The organism is Chryseobacterium sp. Leaf394 (assembly GCF_001424105.1).
GTDB lineage: Bacteria > Bacteroidota > Bacteroidia > Flavobacteriales > Weeksellaceae > Chryseobacterium.
On the sequence record NZ_LMQH01000017.1, the window covers coordinates 1 to 5059 of the forward strand.

Here is a 5059-nt window from a genome sequence, read left to right on the forward strand (position 1 = left end):
TAATGTGTTTGACAGAATAGAGGAAATAAAAAACGTCAGCTAACAAAGGTTTGGCAATAGCGGGCGGAACGTCTAAAATTCACGTTTTGTGCTTCGGTTGAAATTTGTATTTTAGTTTAAAGTTTCGGCTTCGGTTTGCCCGCCATCGCCAAGCCCCGAACCGTTAGCGGTCAGGCTATGACGACACAAACCGAAATAAAAATGAAAATTATATTTTTAGCAATATTGATAATCTTACTCTTGACAAACTGCAATAATTCGGAGACAAAATCTGTTGAAAAAAACAACAGAATAGAACTTGTTCCAGAACCAGACAAAGAATTACGGGAAGAGTATGAAAAACAACAAGAATTGAATAAATCAAAATGTGCTTTTGTTGAACCAGACACATCTGTTGTTGGTATTAAAATAGGAAATGTTGAAAGCATATTGAAAATATTAGGAAAACAAACAAAATTAGAAGGTGACTCAACTCATATTTTCTACTCGAATGACAAAAAACAAAAACTTGGACTAACTATTCATCCAGGAAGTTATTATAGTCAAGTGAGTATTTTTAATATTTCGTATGCTGACAAGTCACAGAAGAATTTCCGAAAAATAAATTCAAAGGTATTCGAAACCGAAAAGGGTATTAAACTCGGAATAAGCAAAAGAGAAATTATTGAAAAACTCGGAACTTGCTATGAAACCAAAGACAGCACAAGAAATAATATTGAACTTAACTACCGAATTGAACTTCCAAACGACAGTAAGACAAAATTATTAACGAGCAACAATATGCCAATCTATTATGCAAAATATAAACTGACTAATGATAAACTTGAAAACATTGAATTTGGCTTTGAATATCCGTAGACAGAAAGAAGCCCGAACCGCTAACAAGGGTTTTGCGATAGTGGGACGAAACTGCAAAGTTCAACAGTTGTTCTTCGGTTCAACTTTTGTGCAAAATTGAAGACTTGTGCTTCTAATGCCCCACCATCGCAAAGCCCCAAAACGTTAGCGGTCAGCTTAAAATAACAGCTCATAAACAAATACAAACTTTATGAAAATGCTTTTAACAATAATAATTGGACTTTTTTGCACAGCAACAGTTTATGCAGACTGTGCGGGAACGGGAATTTGGATTTTTCCAAGTGGACAAACAATTAAGCAAAATGCAATTTTTGTTCTTGATGGTTATGCAGAAAGTCAAAAGGTAATTAAAGGACTTAACAAAAAACACAATATTTATCTTAGAAGTGGAAATAAAAAAATTAAACTTCTGGTAACTGAAATCTGTGTTGGACAATTTTATTTGACACAAGCAGTATTAAAACCAGAAACTGAATTAGAAGCTGGACTTGAATACACAATGCATATTGACAATTTGCCTAAATATGAAAGTTTTAATAAGTACAACAAGACAATTCAAAAGTATGAGCCAGTGACTTATAAAGTTGTTCACGAAAAAGACAATGAAAAACCACAACTTATATCGAAACCAAAAGAATTGGAAAAGACACTTATTCACTTTGGTTGCGGACCTTCAATTCACGTAATATTCAGTAATCCAGTAAAGGACAATTCAGAAGTAATTATAAAAACTACCGTAAAAAATCAAAAAACTGGAAAAAAGACAACTTACTATATACAACCTGATGGAGACAAAATAAAAGTTGGACACGGTATGTGTTCAGGTGCATTTGACTTTGAGGAAAAAAGCGACAATTATGAAGTTGAATTTTCATTTATGGATGCATCAGGTAACTTGACAGCTTGGTCGGGAGAACCATTGAAATTTTCAAAACCAACAAAGGAAACTAACTATGATGACGAATAAAAAAGCCGAACCGCTAACAAGGGTTTGGCAATAGCGGGCGGAAAGTCTAAAATTCACGGTTTGTACTTCGGTTGAAATTTGTATTGTAGTTGAAGGTTTCGGCTTCGATTTGCCCGCCATCGCCAAGCCCCGAAACGTTAGCTGTGATTTTAAACAAAGCCCCCCGATGAAAAGAATATTACTGACATTAACTTTTTCAATTCTAACTTTTGGAAATTTATTTTCTCAAAACATAAACTTAGATGAATACGAAATTTATGTGGAAGACACACTAATTGGAAAATCTGACTTTATTAAAAATGGACAAAATTTATCACCTAAAAAAGCAGAAAAACTTGAATTTAAACCAATAACTGATGGAGATAAAACATCTTATTATTTTAACGGAAATATCTATTCCAAAGGTTTAATTAAAAATCTTAAAGAAAACGGGAATTGGGAATATTGGCACTCTAACGGGACTAAAGCACGTGAAGGTGAATTTATTGATGGAAAACCAAACGGGACGCACAAATATTGGTATGAAAACGGACAATTACGAGGAATTGGAAATTGGAAAAATGGTGTTTACGACGGAAAATGGGAAATGTACAACGAAAACGGAAAAGATAAAATAATTCAAAATTATAAAGACGGAAAACTAACTGACTAAAAAAACACAGCTAACAAGGGTTTGGCAATAGCGGGCTGAAAGTACAAAGTTCACGTTTTGTGCTTCGGTAGAAATTTATATTTTAGTTGAAAGTTTCCGCTTCGTTTTGCCCGCCATCGCCAAGCCCCGAAACGTTAGCGGCAACTTTAATAAAACGACAATGGGCATATTTAAGAATTTTTTTGGTGGACAAACTAAGCACGGTTCACAAGACAATAAACAAGATGGTGAATTAGACGGCTCTCGAGGAAATGTAATTTTAAATTTTCAGCATTTGATTCAAGAGTCGATTGAATGGAATGAATTGAAAGAAGTTGAGTTTGCAATGTGGCTTCCTTGTGACCAAGACAATAATTTTGCATCATCGCCAATGGTTGATAAGTGGTCAACTGCTTATTCTCTGACTAAAAATTATTGGTCTTACATCGTGGCCGACCTGTTGAAGACACAAAAACTTGTTGACGAAAAGACTTTCAGGTTAGGGCTTCCTGATAATTTTCAGGCTTTTGCATTTTTGACAACTGACGGTGAACAAATTATCCTTTCCTTATCGAAAGAAAAAGGAATCAGACTACATTTTTCTGAAACAACGTCATTGAAATACAGATTGTCGTTTATGAACAGCTTTATAATGTATTGTAAGGCGTGGAAAGAATTAGCTGATATAAATAAAGGCAAGCAAGACGATGATTTAGGATTTGAGAATTGGTGGAGTTTTACAGTAGAAACTTCAATTGCCCTTGAAGAAAATGAACCATTAATAGGTGTGGGGATAATTGCAAAATGACGATAAAAGCAGCCGCTAACATTGCATTGGCGTTATAGGGGCTGACGAACAAAGGCTCAACATTTGTAATTCAATTTATCTTTGGTGCAAGCATTGGGCTGACGAGCCCTGATTGCCCCTACAACGCCAATGCTTGAACGTTGTCCGCAATTTTATGAAAACAATACTCCAAATCACTATTTTATTTTTATTCACACAATCTTGTCAATCACAGGAACAAGATTTTAATGTAAAATATGAAAATTTTGAAATAAATATTCCAGGAAGTCCTGGACCTTGGCTAAAACATAACGGAAAATTCTATTGTTATTTTACTACTGACAATGACAAATTTAGTTCTGGCTCAACTCATCATTTTTATATTCTTGACAAAAACGGTAAAACAGAATCAAAAATTACTGTTCCCGACAAATTACAGACTTTTTATTATGATTTGTATGTGAAAAATGACACCATTTTCACAACTGAATACTACGACCAAAATACTTTTTATTTAAAGAATAACAAATGGATTGAAACTAAAAAAGCAATTGATTTGTTTTATGAAGACAATAATTACGATGTTTATTCTTTAGATTTTGGAGAATGGGGAGGAGTAACTTGGTTTAACGATAAAAAGACTAATAAACAGTATGAATTTGCAGGTTCAAGTCCTATCATTAATAAATTAGAAAATGCATACTTCGTAACATTGGGAAATAAAATTCTCAAAATTGCTAATCCTCAAAAAATGGAATTAAGCAAAGAACCTTACGATTATAAAAAAGCGGTTTTAACAGAAGATTATTTTCGACAAGGAAGTAATTCTTTGAAAGGTGCTGAAATTATTTATGAATACAAAAATGATGATTATTTCAATCCAAAATTTTCATTTGCAACCTCTTTCATTTCTAATAATAAATTATATCATATTTACAAAGACAGTATTTCGACAAAAATTGGAATAACTGAAGATAATAAATTAGTGAAAGTATATGATTTTACTAAAGAAATTATTCCTTACCAATGGAGTTACGACTGGAGAAATCAAATTCAGAAAAACAAATACCAAACAATTCAGTTTTCAACAAAAAGAGATAATGAATATGGTATTTTAGAAATAAATGAGAATGATATATTGGTAACAACTTTTAAAAATATATTTAAGGAAAATGAATTAGGCGAAGCAAAAATGAAACAATGGTTTGAAAAAACTTTTGACTATTATTTCTCAAATTTTCATAAATTATTTCTTAAAGATATTGATTCTATTGAATTAAAAGAAGATGCAAGAGATTTAACTCAAAATCATAAAATGTCTCATTATTTATTGGATGGAAAAGATATTGAAACTCCTAGAGTTTACAGAAAACTAGAAAATTCAATATTCAAATTGAACACAATGTATTACTATGGAGAAAGAGATACATCGATTCAGTTAATTGAATTTGAATGGGGGAAAAATAAATCTTCATTTAAAAATGAAGTTGACTTTTCTGTTGCAGAATCTATGAGTAAAGATAAATATGTATATGAACCAAAATTCGTTTGGTTATCTGAATTTCTATCTGCTAAATTGGGAAATCCAATTACAAGTAAACTCGGTGATAAAAGTGGACTCCAAGAATGGGAAATTGAAAATAAAGTGATAAAATTACAATACAATACAAATCTTTGTGAGTTAACTATGTATAAGAAATAAAAAAACTGCGTACAACAAGGGTTTTGCAATAGTGGGGCGAAACTGCAAAGATCAACGGTTGTTCTTCGGTTCAACTTTTGTGCAAAATTGAAGATTTGTGCTTCGATTGCCCCA

At 32.4% G+C, this 5059-nt stretch carries 5 protein-coding genes; all 5 read left to right on the plus strand.

Features of this window, described 5'->3' with window-relative positions:
* Positions 1–201 precede the first annotated feature (201 nt).
* The 5 genes from ASG21_RS19760 to ASG21_RS19780 all read left to right on the plus strand — a co-directional run bounded on the left by ASG21_RS19760 (position 202) and on the right by ASG21_RS19780 (position 4945).
* Positions 202–858: a hypothetical protein gene (locus tag ASG21_RS19760; RefSeq protein ID WP_128414378.1), complete on the plus strand. Its 657-nt coding sequence runs from the start codon at positions 202–204 to the stop codon at positions 856–858.
* A gap of 190 nt (positions 859–1048) precedes the next feature.
* Complete coding sequence (locus ASG21_RS19765; RefSeq protein WP_056085038.1) at positions 1049–1825, plus strand: hypothetical protein; 777 nt, start codon at positions 1049–1051, stop codon at positions 1823–1825.
* A 166-nt stretch (positions 1826–1991) separates the two neighbouring features.
* The gene (locus ASG21_RS19770) at positions 1992–2477 is read left to right on the plus strand and encodes a hypothetical protein (RefSeq protein WP_056085042.1); all 486 of its coding nucleotides are present in this window, start codon (positions 1992–1994) and stop codon (positions 2475–2477) included.
* A gap of 160 nt (positions 2478–2637) precedes the next feature.
* Positions 2638–3264: a hypothetical protein gene (locus ASG21_RS19775; RefSeq protein WP_056085046.1), complete on the plus strand. Its 627-nt coding sequence runs from the start codon at positions 2638–2640 to the stop codon at positions 3262–3264.
* Positions 3265–3418: 154 nt separating this feature from the next.
* The gene (locus ASG21_RS19780; RefSeq protein ID WP_056085049.1) at positions 3419–4945 is read left to right on the plus strand and encodes a hypothetical protein; all 1527 of its coding nucleotides are present in this window, start codon (positions 3419–3421) and stop codon (positions 4943–4945) included.
* The last annotated feature ends 114 nt before the right edge of the window (positions 4946–5059 follow it).

Excerpts from the sequence above, each read along its gene's own strand:
- ASG21_RS19760 (WP_128414378.1), top strand. The coding sequence starts at position 202 with ATGAAAATTATATTTTTAGCAATATTGATAATCTTACTCTTGACAAAC.
- ASG21_RS19765 (WP_056085038.1), top strand. The coding sequence starts at position 1,049 with ATGAAAATGCTTTTAACAATAATAATTGGACTTTTTTGCACAGCAACA.
- ASG21_RS19770 (WP_056085042.1), top strand. The coding sequence starts at position 1,992 with ATGAAAAGAATATTACTGACATTAACTTTTTCAATTCTAACTTTTGGA.
- ASG21_RS19775 (WP_056085046.1), top strand. The coding sequence starts at position 2,638 with ATGGGCATATTTAAGAATTTTTTTGGTGGACAAACTAAGCACGGTTCA.
- ASG21_RS19780 (WP_056085049.1), top strand. The coding sequence starts at position 3,419 with ATGAAAACAATACTCCAAATCACTATTTTATTTTTATTCACACAATCT.